The sequence below is a fragment of the Hydrogenophaga borbori genome (assembly GCF_003417535.1).
Classification (GTDB): domain Bacteria; phylum Pseudomonadota; class Gammaproteobacteria; order Burkholderiales; family Burkholderiaceae_C; genus Hydrogenophaga; species Hydrogenophaga borbori.
Map to the genome: position 1 here is coordinate 1 of NZ_QVLS01000020.1, position 17340 is coordinate 17340.

The window sequence follows — 17340 nt, forward strand, 5'->3', positions numbered from 1 at the left end:
GCCCAGGGTGGCCACGCCAGCGCCACCGCAGGGGCTGCCGGTGCTGGGGGCACCGGCGCAGCAGCTGATGCTGGGGTCGCAGGCGGCTTGGGCCGTCGGCAGCTGGCCGAGCAGCAGCACAAGAGCGAGCACGCCCAGCCGGCGCCTGGCGCGGCGGCGCGCGGCCTCGGGCACTGCGCCCTGGTGATGTCTGTCCATGCCCCCGCCTCCCTGATGCGACCCGAAACACCCGTGCCACGGCACGAGCGCGCGATCACATCAGCCGGCGGCCCAGGGCGTCGGGGCTGCCGGCGGGGGCTTCAACAAAAGTTCACAAATCACCCGGCCGCGTGTCCACCAGCGCCACCGCTGGGGCCGCGCGTGGCGGGCGGGGTCAGGGCGGCGGTTCTGTGGCGCCGGGCCTCGCCGGTGTGGGCGTATCCAGGTCGCGGCCTTCCAGTTCATCGGGCGGGGCCACGGTCACGGCCACGTCCAGCGTGTGCTGGGCACCGCCCTGGATGACGCCGCGCATGGGCGAGACATCGCTGAAATCGCGGCCGATGGCCAGGGTCACGTAGTCCTCGCCCGGGCTGCCCCAGCCGCAGCGGTTGTTGGTGGGGTCGAAGTCGAACCACTCGCCGTCGCCGCCGCCCTCGCGCGGTACGTAGACGGCGGCCCAGGCGTGCGAGGCGTCGGCGCCAATGAGGCGCGGCTGGCCGGGCGGCGGCTGGGTGAGCAGGTAGCCGCTGACGTAGCGCGCGGGCAGGCCCAGGCTGCGCAGGCAGCCGATCATGATGTGGGCGAAGTCCTGGCACACGCCCCGGCCTTGCGCAAGCGCCTGCAGCGGCGGCGTGCTGACCTCGGTGCTGGCGCTGTCGTAGCGCAGCTCGCTATGGATGCGCTCCATGAGCGCGCGCGCGGCCTGCAGCACCGGCGCGCCGGCCGCGAAGGCCGGGCGCGCCCACTGGACGAAGGCCTCGTCGCGTTCCACCAGAGGCGAGGCGAACAGGAATTCGGCCGCGGCCTCGTAGGGCGCGTTGACGCGGTAGCGGAAGTGTTCGCGCACGCGCTCCCAGGTCATGCCATGCCAGGGCGCGTCTTCGGGCAGGGGGCGCGGCGCGGCGGTCATCACCGTGCTGTCGGCCAGCACGCTCAGGGTGTCGTGCGGCGCCTGCTGGGCGAAGAAGCGGCGCTGGTTGCCGAAGGCGTCGGTGCTCTGGTGCATCGTGGCCGGTTCGGGCTCGATCGCGATGCGGTGCGACAGCACGCGCTGCAGCGCACTGGCGCGCGGGCTCAGGTGCAGCATGTGCTGCGCCATGTCCACCGCGCTCTGGTAGCGGTAGGTGGTGCGGTGCAGGACGCGCAGTTTCATGGCCGTTCAGATGGACAGCGTCTGGCTGCGCCGGTCGGCGTGGCTGAAGTGCAGGCGCGTGATCTCGTCGGAGAGCTCGACCGCCGCGGCCTCGCAGTCTTCCAACAGGCGCAGCAGCGCGCCCCAGACGCGGCGACCGTCGGCGTCGCGCTGCCAGTTGCTCAGCTCGGCGAGCTGCCAGCCGGCCGGGTCGGGCAGGCCGCGCGCGAGTTCGGCGTCCTGCGGCGCCACGCTCTGGCCCAGGCGGGCCAGGCGCGCGCGCAGGGTCTGCACCACCCAGGCCAGCGAGCGCGGGTTGTCGCGGTCGAGCACCAGCAGGTCGATCAGCGCCACCATGTCGCGGCGCTGCTGGTACTGGGCGTGGAAGGTGATGGTGCTGTCGAACAGCGCCACCATGGCCTCGAAGCCGGCGGGTTCATGCACGCTGCCGCTTTGCAGGCCCAGCGCCAGCGCGCGCGACAGCGTGGCCAGCCGCTCGATGTGGCGGCCGATGGACAGCAGGCGCCAGCCGTCGTCGCGCACCATGCGGTCGGTCTGCGAGCCGGTGATGGCGGCCAGCTGCTGGCTCGCCTCCTGCAGCAGCAGCTGCGTGCCGCCGGTGCTGAGTTCGCCGTTGTCGAGCAGCCGCGCGGCGCCGGCCGCGAAGCCGGTCTGCAGGCGCTCGATCAGGTTCCAGTGCTCGCGCGACAGCCGCTCGCGCACCTGCGCGGCGGCGTTGGCCAGGGCGCCGAGGTTGAAGCCCACGCTGAAGGAACTGGCGGCAGCCGGGTCCTGCGGGTGGGGGGCCAGGTTGGCCATCAGGGAGCGCGCGAACACACGCGAGGAGAGCAGGGCGTCGGGCACGTCGGCCAGCACCAGCGCGTTCTCGCGCGAGACCTCGGTCAGCCAGGCCAGCAGGGCCTGCGTGCCGGGTTCCTCGCCGTCGAGCTGGTCGAGCACGGTTTCGGCCAGGCGCACGGTGTTCTCGGCGCGCTCGGTGTAGCGGCCCAGCCAGAACAGGTTCTCGGCCGCGCGGCTGGTGACGGGCTGTTTCTGTTGCGCGATGGCGAAGGAGCCGGGCTGGCTGCGCAGCAGGCTGGTGTGGTCCACCGCGCCGTCGGTGAGCACCCAGCAGTCGGCGCTGCTGCCGCCGCGCTGCATGGCGGCCACCAGCTGGCCGCGCGGCGCCAGGCGCACCAGGCCGCCGGGCAGCACGCGCCAGGAACCGGCGCCGTCGGCCAGCGCGAACACGCGCAGCATGGCCGAGCGCGGCATGAGCCGGTCGCCCGTCCAGGTGGGGGTCTGCGACAGCGGCAGCCAGGACTGCACGGTGTGCTGCTCGGGCTGGCGCACCAGGCGGCCGGTCCATTCGTCGATCTCGCGCGGCGTCAGGCCCTGGCCGATCACGGTGTCGGGCCCGCCGCCGGGGTAGGTGGCCTTGATCACGCCGTCCTTGAGCAGCGGCAGCACGCCGCGCAGTGCGGCGTCTTCGCCGCACCACCAGGTGGCCAGCGAGGGCAGGGCCAGCGGCTCGCCCAGCAGGTGCTCGCTGATGGCGGGCAGGAACCCGAGCAGCGCGCTCGACTCCAGCGGCGCCGAGCCCGGCGCGTTGGCCAGCACCAGGTGGCCGGCGCGCAGCACCTGCAGCAGGCCAGGCACGCCCAGGGTGGAGTCGGGGCGCAGCTCCAGCGGGTCCAGCCACTGGTCGTCCACGCGCTTGATGAGGGCGTGCACCGGTTCCAGGCCGGCCAGGGTCTTGAGGAACAGGCGCTCGTCGCGCACGGTGAGGTCGTTGCCTTCCACCAGCGTGAGGCCCAGGTAGCGCGCCAGGTAGGCGTGCTCGAAATAGGTTTCGTTGTACGGACCGGGCGTGAGCAGGGCGATGCGCGCGTTCTCGCCTTCGGGCGCCAGGGACTTGATGCCGTCCATGAGCGCGCGGTAGCTGGCGGCCAGGCGCTGCACCCGCAGGCCGGCGAAGGCCTTGGGGAACTGGCGGCCGATGGCGATGCGGTTCTCGAGCAGGTAGCCCAGGCCGGAGGGCGCCTGGGTGCGCTGGCCCACCACCCACCAGCGCCCGTCGGGACCGTGGGCCAGGTCGAAGCCGACGATGTGCAGCCAGGTGCCGCCGCGCGGGCGCACGCCTTGCATGGCGCGCAGGTAGCCCGGGTGGCCCTGCACCAGGGCGGCGGGCAGCAGGCCGCGCTGCAGCAGCTCGCGCGGGCCGTAGAGGTCGGCCATCACGGCGTTGAGCAGGCGCGCGCGCTGCAGCACGCCGGCTTCGATCTGTGCCCAGTCGCTGGGGCCCAGGATCATGGGGAAGAGGTCCAGCGCCCAGGGCCGCTGCAGGCCGCTGTCGTCGGCGTAGACGTTGTAGGTGACGCCGTTGTCGCGGATCTGGCGCTGCAGGTTCTCGGCGCGGCGGTTCAGGTCGGCCAGGCCTTCGGTGCCGGTGTGGTCGAAGAAGGCGGACCAGCTGGGGGCCAGGCCGTGCGCGCCATCGCCCCGCAGCTCGTCGAGGTGCCCCGGGTCGGCCGGCACGGCCAGGGACAGGGCCCATTCGCCCGGCCGCTCGGGGGCCAATGGGCCGAAAAGGGAATCGTCAGGATCGGCGTTCACGGCGCGCAGTATGCCTGCGCGCCCCTGGTGGTCGGCCGGGCGAGGCTCACGTTCTCAGGTCCAGCGTGCAGGGGAATTCACGGTTCACGGCGGCGGGCGCCACGCGCAGTTGACCGGGCGTGTGGCCCATGGGGAAGAAGCGCGACAGGCGGCGGCTTTCGGCCTCGTAGGCGTTGACCGGGAAGCTGTCGTAGCTGCGCCCGCCGGGATGGCTCACGTGGTACTGGCCGCCGCCCAGGGAGCGCTGCATCCAGGTGTCGACGATGTCGAAGGTGAGTGGCGCGTGCACGCCAATGCCGGGGTGCAGGGCCGAGGGCGGCGCCCAGGCCTTGTAGCGAACGCCGGCCACATAGTCGCCGGCCGTGCCGGTGTTGTGCAGCGGCAGCGCGCGGCCGTTGCAGGTGACGGCGTAGCGCCGGTCGGTCCATCCGCGCACGCGCACCTCCAGGCGTTCGAGCGAGGAGTCGACGTAGCGCACGGTGCCGCCGATGGCGCCTTCTTCGCCCATCACGTGCCAGGGCTCCAGCGCGCCGCGCAGCGTGAGTTCGATGCCGCGCACCGCGAGTTCGCCGATGAGCGGGAAGCGGAACTCGAAGTGCGGCTCGAACCAGGCCATGTCGAAGGCGTAGCCGGCCTCGCGCAGCTCGGCCAGAACGTCCTCGAAGTCCAGGCGCAGGTAGGTGGGCAGCAGCCAGCGGTCGTGCAGCTCGGTGCCCCAGCGCGCCAGTGGCGCGCGGTAGGGCTGTTGCCAGAAGCGCGCGACCAGCGCGCGCAGCAGCAGTTGCTGGGCCACGCTCATGCGCGCGTGCGGCGGCATCTCGAAGGCGCGCAGCTCCAGCAGGCCCAGGCGGCCCGTGGGGCCGTCGGGCGAGTAGAGCTTGTCGATGCAGAACTCGCTGCGGTGGGTGTTGCCGGTGACGTCGACGAGGATGTTGCGCAGGGTGCGGTCCACCAGCCAGGGGGGCATGTAGCGGCCCCCATGCTCTGCCGCTGCGCCCCCCGAGGGGGCGCTCGTGGGTTCGCCGTAGACCTGGCGCGCCCGCTCGATCTGCGCCAGCGCGATCTCCAGTTCGTGCAACTGGTCGTTGCGCGCCTCGTCCACGCGCGGGGCCTGGCTGGTGGGGCCGATGAACAGGCCGCTGAACAGGTAACTCAGCGCGGGGTGGTTGTGCCAGTAGGCCACCAGGCTGCCCAGCAGCTCGGGCCGGCGCAGGAAGGGCGAGTCGGCCGGCGTGGCGCCGCCGAGCACGATGTGGTTGCCGCCGCCGGTGCCGGTGTGGCGGCCATCGGTCATGAACTTCTCGGCGCACAGGCGCGTCTGGTGCGCGGCCTCGTAGAGGAACTCGGTGTGCTCCACCAGTTCGCTCCAGTTGTGCGCCGGGTGGATGTTGACCTCGATCACGCCGGGGTCGGGCGTCACCTGCAGCGTTTTCAGGCGCGGGTCGCGCGGCGGCGGGTAGCCCTCGAGCACCACCTTCACGCCCAGCCGATCGGCCGTGGCCTCGACGGCGGCGAGCAGATCGAGGTAGTCCTCCAGCCGCGCCAGCGGCGGCATGAAGACATAGAGGTGCTGTCCTTGGCCGCCATTCTCTTGCTCGGCCTTGGGGCCGTTGGCGCGCTGCGGGTCGCGCGCCTCCACGCACAGCGCGGTGCGCGTGAGCCAGCCGGCCGATTCGCCGCGCCGCGGGTGGTGCGAGGACAGGCCCTGGGCCAGGGCCGAGGGCTTGCTGCCGGGCCAGCCGCGCGCCGCCGCCACGTCCTGCGGTGCGCCGGGCGCCGCGTGCGCCTGCCATTGCGCGCGCGCGGGCGCGCCGCGCGGCAGCGGCGCGCGCGGCGCGAACGGGTCTTGTTCGATGGTCTGGGGCCGGTCGCCGGCCGCCGCCCAGGGCAGCGAGTCCAGCGGCAGCCGGTAGCCCATGGGCGAGTCGCCCGGCACCAGGTACAGGCGCTCGTCGCGCAAGAACCAGGGGCCGGTGGACCACACCGTGCCGCCCAGCGCCGGGTTGCCGGCGTTGGCCTGCAGCGGCAGCACATAGCCCACCACGCTGGACAGGCCCTGCTCGAACACGCGGCGCAGGCGCAGGCGCTCCAGCTCGTCGTCGAGCCGGCTGTCGAAGGGGTCCACGTTCACGGGCAGGCGGCGCTCGCGCCACAGGTAGTACCAGGTGTCTTCGTGGCCCGCGGTGATGTATTGCGTGCTCAGGCCCAGCCGGCGCGCCAGCGCCTGCGCGAAGCGGCGCGCGTCGTCGCTGGTGCAGTGGGCTGGGTCGCGCTCGTCGGCCAGCAGCGCGGGGTTGTTCCAGCACGGCTCGCCGTCGGCGCGCCAGAACACCGAGAGCGCCCAGCGCGGCAGCTGCTCGCCGGGGTACCACTTGCCCTGGCCCATGTGCACGAAGCCACCCTGGCCGTAGCGCTCGCGCAGGCGGCCCAGCAGCTCGGTGGCGTAGCCGCGCTTGGTGGGGCCCAGGGCCTCGGTGTTCCACTCGGCGGCGTCGCGGTCGCCGGTGGCCACGTAGGTGGGCTCGCCGCCCTGGGTGAGGCGCACGTCGTGCCGCGTCAGGTCGGCGTCGACCTGGTCGCCCAGCGCGAGCACGGCGGCCCATTGTTCGTCGGTGTAGGGCCGGGTCACGCGCGGCGATTCGTGCACGCGACGCACGGCCATGTGGTGTTCGAAGGCGACTTCGCTCTCGTCCACCGCGCCCTCCACCGGCGCGGCGCTGCCGGGCTGCGGTGTGCAGGCCAGGGGGATGTGCCCTTCGCCCGCGAGCAGGCCGGAGGTCGGGTCCAGGCCGATCCAGCCCGCGCCGGGCAGGAAGACCTCGCACCAGGCGTGCAGGTCGGTGAAGTCGCGCTCGGGGCCGCTGGGGCCGTCGATGGATTTCACGTCGGGCGCGAGCTGGATCAGGTAGCCCGAGACGAAACGCGCCGCCAGCCCCAGGTGGCGCAGCAGTTGCACCAGCAGCCAGGCGCTGTCGCGGCAGGAGCCGCGCTGGCGCTGCAGCGTTTCCTCCGGCGTCTGCACGCCGGGCTCCATGCGGATGGTGTAGTCGATGTCGCGCCGCAGGCGCTGGTTGATCTCGACCAGGCAATCGATGGTGCGGCGCCTGTCGCGGGCGATGCCGGCGAGGTAGGCCGCCAGCCGCGGCGTGAGGGGCTCGGCCGCCAGATACGGTGCCAGTTCGCGCCGCTGCGCCTCGGCATACTCGAACGGGAACTGCTCGGCCTGCGGCTCCAGGAAGAAGTCGAACGGGTTGTGCACCGCCATCTCGACCACGAGATCGATGGTGATCTTGAACTCGGTGGTGGGTTCGGGAAACACCAGGCGGGCCTGGTGGTTGGCGAACGGGTCCTGCTGCCAGTTGACGAAGTGGGTGGCGGGCTCGACGCGCTGCGAATACGAGAGCACCTTGGTCCGGCTGTGCGGGGCCGGCCGCAGGCGCACCACCTGAGGCCCCAGGCGCACCAGGCGGTCGTACCGGTAGTGGGTGATGTGGCTCAGGGCGACGTGGATGGCCATGAAAAGGCTTTCAGGGAAAGGGATGACGCGGGATCGCGCGAGCGCCTCCACGCGGTTGAAAAATCATGCTAGCAAGTCTTGCGCCATTGCGCGATGACGTTTCCGCGCCGGCGCCACCGCGCGCCTGGCGCCTGGGCTGGGCCCTGGCCGGCGGGGTGCTGGGCACGGCCGTGCAGCTGCAGCAGCCGGACCTGTGGGGGTGGGGGGGCTATGTCGGCATCGCCGTGGCGGGCGTGCTGGCGCTGGCCCTGCGGGGGCGCCCGGCCTGGCTGTTGGCGGGCGCGGCGCTGGCCTTCGGCTGCGCCGGGCAGCGCGCGCTGTCCCTGGCGGAGCAGGACCTGGCGGGCGCGCTCGAGGGACGCGACATCGCGGTGGTCGGGCGCGTGGCGTCCCTGCCGGTGAAAGACCCGCAGGGGGAGCGCGTCGAATTCATCGTCGAGCGCGCGAGCCTGGACGGCCGGCCCGTGCCGCTGCCGCCGCGCCTGCTGCTGGGCTGGAGCGGTGGCCCATCCGATGGGGGCGATCGTCCTGGCCGCCCGGGGGCGTGGGCGGTGGCGCACCCCAACCCGGGCCTGGTGGCCGGCGAGCGCTGGGCTTTCGAGGTGCGGCTCAAGCGCGCGCACGGCAGCCTCAACCCGCACGGCTTCGACCGCGAGCGCTGGCTGTGGGAGCGCGGCATCCTGGCCACCGGCTACGTGCGCGCCGGCCCGCGCGACCCGGTGCCCGAGCGCCTGGGTCAGACCTGGCTGCACCCGGTGGACCTGGCGCGCCAGCGCGTGGCCGACGCCATGGGCGAGCGACTGGGCCACTCGCGCGCGGCGGGCGTGCTGGCGGCGCTCGCGGTGGGCGACCAGTCGGCCATCGAGCGCGAGGACTGGGCGCTGTTCCGCGACACCGGCGTGGCCCACCTCATGGCCATCAGCGGTTTGCACGTGACCTTGTTCGCCTGGCTCGCGACCGCGCTCATCGGCTGGGCCTGGCGGCGCGCCGCGCCGCGCTGGCCCGCCGTGGCCCGGCGCTGGCCCTTGCCCTGGGTGGCGGGCTGGGGCGGCGTGGCCTGCGCCGCCGGCTACGCCGTGTTCTCCGGCTGGGGCGTGCCCTCGCAGCGCACGGTGCTGATGCTGGCGTTGGTGGCGGGCCTGCGCTTGTCGGGCCGGCGCTGGCCCTGGCCCGCGGTGTGGCTGCTGGCGATGGCCGCCGTGCTGGCGCTGGACCCTTGGGCCTTGTTGTCGGCGGGCTTCTGGCTCAGCTTCGTGGCGGTGGGCCTGCTGTTCGCGAGCGACCCGGCGCGCGAGGCGCCGGCCAGCGGCCTGGCCTGGCGCGGCGCCCAGGCGCTCAAGCGGCTGCTGCGCGAACAGGCGCTGATGACGGTCGCGCTCGGGCCGCTGACGCTGCTGCTGTTCGGCCAGGTGTCGCTGGTGGGCCTGGCCGCCAACCTGATCGCCATTCCCTGGGTCACGCTGGTGGTGACGCCGCTGGCCCTGCTGGGCCTGCTGGCCTCGCCGCTGTGGACGATGGCGGCGGGGGCGGTGGACGCCCTGGTGCCGCTGCTGCAGTGGTTGGCGGCCTGGCCCGCTGCGGTATGGCATCGGCCGGTGCCGCCGCTGCCGCTGGCCTTGGCCGCCGTGGCCGGCGGTGCGCTGTTGGCCATGCGCTTGCCGGCGGTCGTGCGCGCGGCCGGGGCCTTGCTGGTGTTGCCCGTGCTGCTGTGGGCCCCGCCGCGCCCGCCCGAGGGAGCGTTCGAACTGCTGGCGCTGGACGTGGGGCAGGGCGGTGCCGTGCTGGTGCGCACCGCGCGCCACGCCTTGCTGTACGACACCGGCCCGGGCTGGAGCCCCGAGGCCGACGCGGGCGAGCGCATCGTGCTGCCCTTGCTGCGGGCGCTGGGCGAGCGGCCCGACACCGTGGTGGTGAGCCACCGCGACAGCGACCACTCGGGTGGCGCCAAGGCCGTGCGCGCGGCGTTTCCGCAGGCGCGCTGGCTGTCGTCCTACGACGAAGCGCCGGCGAACCACTGCCTGGCCGGCCAGCGCTGGACCTGGGACGGCGTCGACTTCGAGATCCTGCATCCCGGCCCCGAAGCCTGGGCCAGCCGTGGCCTGTCCACCAACGCCATGTCCTGCGTATTGCGCGTGGCGACCCACCGGGGCGCCAGCGCCTGGCTCACGGGTGACCTGCCCGCCGCGCAGGAGGTGCGCCTGGCGCTGGAGCGGCCGGGCGAGCGGGCCACGCTGCTGATGGCGCCGCACCACGGCAGCGCCAGCTCCTCCAGCCCGGTGCTGCTCAACACCTTGCAACCGCGCTGGGTGGTGGTGCAGTCGGGCTACCGCAACCGCTTCGGCCACCCGGCGCGGGTGGTGGTGGAGCGCTACGAGGCCCGGGGCATCCCTTGGGTGGAATCGCCGCGCTGCGGCGCGGCGACCTGGCGCAGCGACCGGCCTGATGAACTGCGGTGCGAGCGGGTGGAGGGGCGGCGGTATTGGCACCGGTCCGTCCCACTCGCGTCGGCGCCGCCTGCGGCCGATTGAGTCGGGGCGAGCGCCCCATCCCATTGGCCTAGGTCATTTCAGTTCCCACCGGGCGAACTTCGGCGCGCGCGCGGACACACAAGTTCGCCCGGCAGTCGTTGCGGGCCTCACCCGCATTCCGTGTCGAGCACCATGTCAAAGACCGCCCCTCTCTCCCACTTCGCCGCGCGCTTGCAGACCCAGCTCGACGGTTTCCAGCTCAAGCGGCAGGCCATGAACCCCAAGGCCCATCCAGGGGCCGACGCCAGGTTGCGCCGGTACTACGACAAGCAAGGCAAGATTGTCGACGCGCTGTATGTGCGGGGCGGCGGCCTGTACGTCTCGCGCAACCCGCCGCGTTGGGGCGACGCGGGCAAGGCCTCCAGCGGCTACCGGGCACTGGTGGCCGCGGTCGCCCGCCAGTTCCGCCGCCGCGGCCACGAGACGGTGGCCCAGCGCGCGGAGCAACTGGGCGAGGCGGTGCGGCGCAAGCCCACCGACCTGGCCGCTGCGTTCGCGTACGGTCGCGAATGCCGGCAACTGAACCTCGATCTGTTCCGCGCCAGCCTCGACGAGTGAGTCGGCCGCGCCAGCGCGTCGGCCGCTGCACCAGGGGTTTCCCCTGGCCCGCTCCTTGCTATGCTCCTTCGGCAGGAGAACAGCACCATGAGCCGACCCATGTTCGACGAGATGCACGCCTCGGCCGGGGATGTGCGGGAGCACTACCGGCACTACGCCCGCTGGCTGGCCGAACAAGCCGACGAGTCCATGGCGGCGCGGCGCGAGGAGGCGGAGATGATCTTCCGCCGCGTCGGCATCACCTTCGCGGTCTACGGCGCCAAGGACGAAGAGGGCGCCGGCACCGAGCGGCTCATTCCCTTCGATCTGATCCCGCGCATCATCCCCGCGCATGAGTGGCGCACCATGGAAGAAGGCCTGGTGCAGCGCGTGACCGCGCTCAACCGCTTCATCCACGACGTCTACCACGGGCAGGAAATCATCAAGGCCGGGGTCATTCCCGCCGAGCAGATCTTCCAGAACGCGCAGTTCCGCCCCGAGATGATGGGCGTGGACGTGCCGCACCAGATCTACTCGCACATCGCCGGCATCGACATCGTGCGCGCCCCCAATGCCGAGGGCGAGGGCGAGTACTACGTGCTGGAGGACAACCTGCGCGTGCCCAGCGGCGTGAGCTACATGCTCGAAGACCGCAAGATGATGATGCGGCTGTTCCCCGAGCTGTTCGGGGAGAACCGCGTGGCGCCGGTGGCGCACTACCCCGACCTGCTGCTGGAGACCCTGCGCGCGGTCAGTCCGGCCACCACGGCCGAGCCCACGGTGGTGGTGCTCACGCCCGGCATGTACAACAGCGCCTACTTCGAACACGCCTTCCTGGCGCAGCAGATGGGCGTGGAACTGGTCGAGGGCCAGGACCTGTTCGTCAAGGACAACTTCGTCTACATGCGCACCACGCGTGGCCCCAGGCGGGTGGACGTGATCTACCGCCGCGTCGACGACGATTTCCTCGACCCGCTGGTGTTCCGGCCCACGTCCACGCTGGGCTGCGCGGGCCTGCTGGACGTCTACCGCAGCGGCAACGTGAGCATCTGCAACGGTGTGGGCACCGGCGTGGCCGACGACAAGTCCATCTACCCCTACGTGCCCAAGATGATCGAGTTCTACCTCGGACAGAAGCCCATCCTGAGCAACGTGCCCACCTTCATGGGGCGCAACCCGGAAGACCTCAAGTACATGCTCGCCCACATGCAGGACCTGGTGGTGAAGGAGGTGCATGGCGCGGGCGGCTACGGCATGTTGGTGGGGCCCGCGTCCACCAAGGCCGAGATCGAGGCGTTCCGCCAGGCGGTGGCCGCCCATCCCGAGGGCTACATCGCGCAGCCCACGCTGTCCCTGTCGACCTGTCCCACCTACGTCAAGAGCGGCGTCGCGCCGCGCCACATCGACCTGCGGCCCTTCGTGCTCTCGGGCAAGGAGGTGCAGATGGTGCCGGGCGGCCTCACGCGCGTGGCGCTCAAGGAGGGCTCCCTGGTGGTGAATTCGTCGCAGGGCGGCGGCACCAAGGACACCTGGGTGCTGGAAGACTGACGCCGCCGAAACAGGAGACCGCCATGCTCTCGCGCACCGCCGACCACCTCTTCTGGATGTCGCGCTACACCGAGCGCGCGGAAAACACCGCGCGCATGCTCGACGTGAACTACCAGACCTCGCTGCTGCCGCAGTCGGCCGCGGTGGCCCAGGTGGGTTGGGAGGGCCTGCTCACCATCAGCGAGCTGCTGCCCGCCTACCGCGCCCAGTACGGCCAGGCCATCACGCCGCGCAACGTGCTCGACTTCATGGTGCGCGACGAGAACAACCCGTCGAGCATCGTGTCCTGCCTGCGCGCGGCGCGCGAGAACGCACGCGCGGTGCGCGGCGCGCTCACCACCGAGCTGTGGGAGATGCAGAACCAGACCTGGCTGGAGCTCAACCGCGCGCTGCAGGGCAAGGCCTTCGAGCGCGACCCGGGGCAGTTCTTCGAGTGGGTGAAGTTCCGCTCGCACCTCTCGCGCGGCGTGGCCATCGGCACCATGCTGCAGGACGAGGCTTTCCACTTCTACCGCATGGGCACCTTCCTGGAGCGCGCCGACAACACCGCGCGCCTGCTCGACGTGAAGTTCCATGCGGTGCACAGCGACTTCTTCGGCGCCGCCAGCGAGCTCGACCAGGAGTACGACTTCTACCACTGGAGCGCGATCCTGCGCAGCGTCAGCGGCTTCGAGGTTTACCGCAAGGTCTACCGCGACGTGATCACGCCCGAGCGCGTGGCCGAGCTGCTGATCCTGCGCGCCGACATGCCGCGCAGCCTGGCCGCCAGCCTGAACGAGGTGGTCAACAACCTGGCCGTGGTCGCCAACGACCACAGCGGCGAGACCCTGCGCCGCGCCGGCAAGCTCAAGGCCGAGCTGCAGTACGGTCGCATCGACGAAATCCTGGCCACCGGCCTGCACGCCTACCTCACGCAATTCCTGGACCGCGTGAACGAGCTGGGCTGGCGCATCAGCCAGGACTTTCTGCTGCCGGCGGGCTGACTCGCTGGCGGGACGCGGCCCCGACGGCTCAGTTCGGGGGGATCTGGAACACCCCGTTCACGGCGTGGCGGACGTCCGGGTCCTGTTGGCTGGCGTCGTACTCCGGTGCGGCCGGCGCCTCAACCCCAGTGCGGGTGGCCTGGGCCCGGTTCGCCGAGTCGGCCAATTGCATCAGGGTTTGGCTGATGCCGAGCAACTGCTCGGCCGTCGCAAAGCGCGGATCGGTTTCGTCGCCGCCCGAGGCATTCCACAGGTCCTGGCCCATGCCTCGAAGGGTCTCGACGAGCCGCTGTGTGGCGGGGCTGGCAAGCGCCTGTGCGTGCGTTTGCAAGGGCTCTGTGGCCATGTTCGCGAACAAGGGCTCATAGACCCCGTACTCGAAGTCGCGGACATCGTCGGCGCCCGTCTGATTCAAGCCCTTGAGCAGCTCCTGCTGGATTTTCACCTTGGTCAGGACCTTCTGTGCCGCCGCCAGGGCATTCAAGCTTGCGCGCAGGTCGCCCGTGTGCAATTGGTCCAGGGCGGGTTGCAAGGCCTCATGGCATTCGCGGACGCCCCAGGCCTGTCGCTCGTCGATGGCCTGGGCAACGGTGGACACATCTTGGGTGTTTCCGAAGGTGGTCAGGGCCTTGGACAGCGCGGGCAGCTCGGCCGCGCTCAAATCGTCGAGGGCCGCCCGATGCAGCACCAGCCGAGGGAGTTGATGAACGATCGCCTCGAATGCCTGCGTGACCTGTGGGTCGGTGCTCAGGCCATGCGCGCCGTGGTGCTTCTGCAGCGCCTTCCAGAGTCCGGCAGCGTCGACGATGCGGCGCAGACCCGGTGCGTCCACCTGACCGGGGTGTGAGAGCGACAGCAGCGCACCATGGGCGGCGGCCAGGAAGCCCTCCTGCGTGTGTCGCTGGCCTTGCATCGCGACATCCGCGATGAGGGTGTCGAGCAGGTCGGTGCTTCTGGCGACCCAATGTGCGCTGTCGGCCGCTTGCAGCGCGGCCTGGTCATCGCTGGGCAGGGCGTGCAGCAAGGTCTTGATGTCGCTGGCGCAGACCTCTCCCTTGCCGAGGAAGCCGTTGAGGGCCGCGCCAGCACGCTCAGCGCCAGTCGGGTTTCGTCCTTGTATTTCGCGGCATGGTTCATGCCGTATGTGCCCATGATGTTCTTGACCACACCCGACAGACTGTTGTACGTGTCGGGGGCACGGGGCGACTGCTGCTGGGCCTCGGCGATGGCTTCTTGGAGCCTGGGCAGCAGTTGGGTTCTGCAGTCGGCGAAGACGCGACGCTCGACTTCCGCGCTGAGCGCCTGGCTCAAGCGCTTCAGATGCGGCTCCACCGCGGCATCGGTTCCGTTCGCGACCAGGACCTGCAGTTGCGTGCGCAAGGTCTTGAGTTCGGCGGGCGTGAGCTGAGCCAGGTGAACCTCGAAGCGCTTGGTCAGCAACTGATCAAACGGCACGCCGCGCTGCGTCACGGGTGCGGCGGCATTTTCGATGGAGCCGAATGCCTTCTTCAGTGCAGTCGGACTGAGCTTGCCCTGAGGATGGATCAGGTTGCCCAGCAGATCACCAACGGCCCGGCTGGTGTCTTTCAGCGCATGGCGGTACTTGGCGTCGACCCGCACGCCGCCAGGGGTCATGGCGTTGAGGAACCGGTTCCATCCGCGCGCTATGCCGTGGGCCACCTTGTCCCATCCGGTGCGTTTCGCTTGGGAGGGAAGCACTGTTGCTGCCCGCGACTTCCGATGGAACTTCCCGACAGGGCTGTCGTGGAACACATGGTTGGTCGGCAGCGGCAGGTGAGCGGTGGTGGCGTTTCTGACGGGCATGGTCGTCTCTCGCTGAACGTGAATGCTCGGAAGGCTGGGTCGACGCCGGGCGGCAGGCGCCGCGCGGCCGGCTTCAGACGTGAAGAAAGGAGGGGGCGGCTGGAGGCCGCGGATCGGTGCTGGCCGCGGTGGACTGGGGGGCGGCGAAGCGTTCCTGCCATGTCTCCGCCGCGTCGATGAAACGCTGCAGGCGCGACATGATGAGTTCGTTGGTCCAGCCGTGGTTGCCGACGTCCGTGCACAGCACGACCTCGTTGAACTCGGCGTCGATGGCCAGCGTGGCGCCGCCGGTGTCGGCGCCGAACAGGTTGGCCATGAGCAGCTGTTCGAAGGTGCGCTCGCGGTCAGCGCTGGGCACCGGGCCCAGCGTGCAGTAGACGTGCAGCAGGTGGCTGCTGCCGCTGGCCTCGAAGTTGACGTCGAGGCGGTCGTCGACCCGCAGGCGCGCGCAGCCGTGTTCGTCCAGCCGCAGTTCGGGCACACCCATGGCCGTGGCGATGGCCTGGATGACGTCATCGGTGTTCATGGGTTTCTCCATGGGGCAATGGGCGGCAGAGCGGCGTTCTTCGTGGCCCGCCGGCTGCGGCCGCCGGTGTTGGGTGGGTGGGCGAAGCCGGCGTGTTCCGTGTCCTGACGGCCGTCGGTCAATAGGATGGGGGGTACCAGGCGCGGGTCATCTGGGCGGGGGCTGTTCCATGGACCGCTGGACGAGCCCCCCGGTGAAGTGGTGCGCGATCGCGAAGGTCGCGAGGTCCAGCAGATCGGCGGCCTGCCGGGCTTGCTCATCGGACAGGCTCCGCACTTCGCGGGTCTTGTGCAGTGGCTGGGCCAGGGCGTCCTTCAGCAGCAGCAGGTTGGTGCCGATCCGGCTGAGCGCGGCCGTGGCGCCGTCGCCCTGCGCCCGCAGGCCCATGTCCATCAGCACCTGGGCCAGCAGCCGTGTCTGCTCGTCGTTGATGGTGTCGAAGGCCTTCACGCGAGTTTGCGGCGAGGCCTGCTCCAGGACTTGCTGGAAGAGCTTGTGGGCGAGTTCGGTTCTGCCCTCGACGTCCAGGCGACGACCCGTCAATGCTTCATGGGTCGGCACCAGCGATTCGAAGTGCTGGTCCACGTCCCGCAGAGAGGTCAAGGCACTGGCCAGGTCGCCGGCGGCCAGGTGCCTGAACGCCCCGTGCAGGTCCAGCGTGAACGAGGCCTGGTTCCTTTCTTGGCGGGCCGCGATCTCGCGGGCGAAGGCCTGGCTGTCGTGCGGGATGCCCAGTGTTTGCAGGGCTTGGCTCAGGGGGTGCAGTTGCTCGTCGGCCAGCGCGTCCAGACGCAGGTTCGGCAGATCCAGGGACTCGCTGGCCTGTCGCGTGGTCATGGCCAGGCGGTCTTGGAATCCAGCGGCAGCGTGCGGGCGGTTCAAAGTGTCGCAATGCTTCTTCAAGCCTGCCCAGGCATCGGCCAGTTCGACCAGTGTCGCGATCGAGGGTTGCTTGTCTGCCGCCTTGCAGGCGGCGCGCAGCGCAGCGACGCGCCTTGCCTCGGTGTGCTGGACGGCGGTTTTCAGCAGTCGGTCGACGTCCTGGCCATCCACGGACGTGGGTTTCGGCGCCGCCGCCAGCCAACTGGCCTGCAGGGTGAGGGGCATCGCCTGGAAGAAGCGGCCGAGTTGTGGGCCGTTGGCGGCTTGTCCCTCCAGCCACCGGGCGCAGACGGACTTGAGCAGCGCCTCTCCCTGCGCGAAGGGGTCGTCAGCGGGGCCCACCAGCCGGTAGTTCTGCAGCAGCTTGGCGGCCTTTCCCTTGGCCTGCGACAGCTGGTCGTCCACGCTGGCTGGGTCGTTGCTCTCGCTGGCCAGAAGGGCCATGTCAAACGCCGTCAGGATGCCCTGCATGTCCTGCCGGACGGCATCGAGCTCGCGGCCCAGCAGGCGCAACACGGTGCCCGTCGGGCCGCCCGGCGCCTGCAGGGCGCGCTCGCGCAGGCGATTCAGGTCCTCGGTCGGCAGCGCGAGCAGCTGCATGCGCAGGCATTGCCGGAACACCTCGGTGGTCTGGCGGGCATCGGTCTTCGTCAAGGGGCGGCAGGCCTGGGCGATGTGGTCCACGTGCCTGTCGATGGCCTCTGGCGCCAGAGCGCCGGCGACCAGATCGGCCAGGAACAGCTCCATGGCCCGGTGGGTTTTCTGGCTGGCCTTCTCTTGTGTGCGCTGGGTGCGCGCGGCAGCGGGGGCCACCAGGCGGGCGCATCGGTCGAACAGTCTCCGCGGCCAGGACACCACGGGCTTCAAGCGGGGCGGCTGAGGGGGAAGCAGCCGAAGGCCGGGCTGGGTGGGCTTGCCGCCCGGCGGGCGCTTGGGAGCGGGGCGGGCGACTGCGCGAGGGGGGCGCGGGACGGCGGTGCTGCGACGCATAGGGGGCCTTGAAGACGGTCTTGCCCGATCCGTGCCCCGCTGCGTCTTCAGGGTTCCGT

The 17340-nt window shown here is 71.2% G+C and carries 12 protein-coding genes; 4 read left to right on the top strand and 8 right to left on the bottom strand.

Features of this window, described 5'->3' with window-relative positions:
* From DY262_RS21710 to DY262_RS21100, 4 genes are all read right to left on the bottom strand, one after another.
* Positions 1 to 198 (bottom strand): hypothetical protein (locus tag DY262_RS21710; RefSeq protein WP_147326297.1); only part of this gene is annotated, 198 nt, incomplete at its 3' end.
* A gap of 175 nt (positions 199 to 373) precedes the next feature.
* On the bottom strand, positions 374 to 1351 hold the full coding sequence (locus DY262_RS21090; RefSeq protein WP_116961023.1) for a transglutaminase family protein: 978 nt from the start codon (positions 1349 to 1351) through the stop codon (positions 374 to 376).
* Positions 1352 to 1357: 6 nt separating this feature from the next.
* Complete coding sequence (locus DY262_RS21095; protein WP_116961024.1) at positions 1358 to 3946, bottom strand: circularly permuted type 2 ATP-grasp protein; 2589 nt, start codon at positions 3944 to 3946, stop codon at positions 1358 to 1360.
* 46 nt (positions 3947 to 3992) lie between these two features.
* A complete protein-coding gene (locus DY262_RS21100; protein WP_116961025.1) occupies positions 3993 to 7463 on the bottom strand; it encodes a transglutaminase family protein in 3471 nt (1156 codons plus the stop codon).
* 65 nt (positions 7464 to 7528) lie between these two features.
* On the opposite strand from DY262_RS21100, the gene DY262_RS21105 reads away from it, so the two are divergent.
* The 4 genes from DY262_RS21105 (at position 7529) to DY262_RS21120 (ending at position 13059) form a co-directional block, all read left to right on the top strand.
* Complete coding sequence (locus DY262_RS21105) at positions 7529 to 9991, top strand: DNA internalization-related competence protein ComEC/Rec2 (RefSeq protein ID WP_116961026.1); 2463 nt, start codon at positions 7529 to 7531, stop codon at positions 9989 to 9991.
* Positions 9992 to 10123: 132 nt separating this feature from the next.
* The gene (locus tag DY262_RS21110) at positions 10124 to 10549 is read left to right on the top strand and encodes a hypothetical protein (protein ID WP_147326298.1); all 426 of its coding nucleotides are present in this window, start codon (positions 10124 to 10126) and stop codon (positions 10547 to 10549) included.
* Between the two features lie 87 nt (positions 10550 to 10636).
* Positions 10637 to 12076: a circularly permuted type 2 ATP-grasp protein gene (locus DY262_RS21115; RefSeq protein WP_116961028.1), complete on the top strand. Its 1440-nt coding sequence runs from the start codon at positions 10637 to 10639 to the stop codon at positions 12074 to 12076.
* Positions 12077 to 12099: 23 nt separating this feature from the next.
* Positions 12100 to 13059, top strand: a complete 960-nt coding sequence (locus tag DY262_RS21120; protein WP_116961029.1) for an alpha-E domain-containing protein — start codon at positions 12100 to 12102, stop codon at positions 13057 to 13059.
* A 28-nt stretch (positions 13060 to 13087) separates the two neighbouring features.
* Here the strand turns inward: DY262_RS21120 and DY262_RS21885 are convergent, their stop codons facing one another.
* The 4 genes from DY262_RS21885 to DY262_RS21135 form a co-directional block, all read right to left on the bottom strand.
* Positions 13088 to 13891, bottom strand: coding sequence for a hypothetical protein (locus tag DY262_RS21885; protein WP_181936594.1), 804 nt, complete (start codon positions 13889 to 13891; stop codon positions 13088 to 13090).
* Positions 13807 to 14883: a hypothetical protein gene (locus DY262_RS21715; protein WP_147326299.1), complete on the bottom strand. Its 1077-nt coding sequence runs from the start codon at positions 14881 to 14883 to the stop codon at positions 13807 to 13809. The genes DY262_RS21885 and DY262_RS21715 overlap by 85 nt, the downstream gene beginning before the upstream one ends.
* 73 nt (positions 14884 to 14956) lie before the next feature.
* Entirely contained in the window at positions 14957 to 15409 is a 453-nt protein-coding gene (locus tag DY262_RS21130) for a type III secretion system chaperone (RefSeq protein WP_181936595.1), read from the bottom strand.
* 147 nt (positions 15410 to 15556) lie between these two features.
* Positions 15557 to 17038: a hypothetical protein gene (locus DY262_RS21135; RefSeq protein ID WP_116961032.1), complete on the bottom strand. Its 1482-nt coding sequence runs from the start codon at positions 17036 to 17038 to the stop codon at positions 15557 to 15559.
* Between the last annotated feature and the right edge of the window lie 302 nt (positions 17039 to 17340).